Below are 223 nucleotides of genomic sequence, written 5' to 3'. Positions count from 1 at the left end.
GGCGATCCGCTCGCTCATGCAGGCGGGTGAGGAGCCGGTAAAGAAGACCGCGCGCAAGTCCCTGCGCCTCTTAGGGAGCGTGGGCGAGCCGATCAATCCGGAGGCCTGGGAATGGTACCATCGCGTGGTCGGCGACAGCCGCTGCCCGATCGTCGACACCTGGTGGCAGACGGAGACCGGCGGCATCCTCATCACGCCGCTGCCCGGCGCGACGAAGCTGAAG

Annotated in this window: 1 protein-coding gene; it reads left to right on the top strand. The window is 68.2% G+C overall.

All coding sequences use genetic code 11. The features are described from left to right. On the top strand, positions 1-223 hold a 223-nt coding region (locus E4K09_RS23675), incomplete at both ends, for an AMP-binding protein (RefSeq protein ID WP_166802474.1).

Origin of the sequence: Microvirga pakistanensis (assembly GCF_004458765.1) — a bacterium.
Taxonomy (GTDB): domain Bacteria; phylum Pseudomonadota; class Alphaproteobacteria; order Rhizobiales; family Beijerinckiaceae; genus Microvirga; species Microvirga pakistanensis.
Note: the sequence above shows the minus strand (reverse complement) of the source record. Positions and strands in the feature narration are given on the sequence as shown.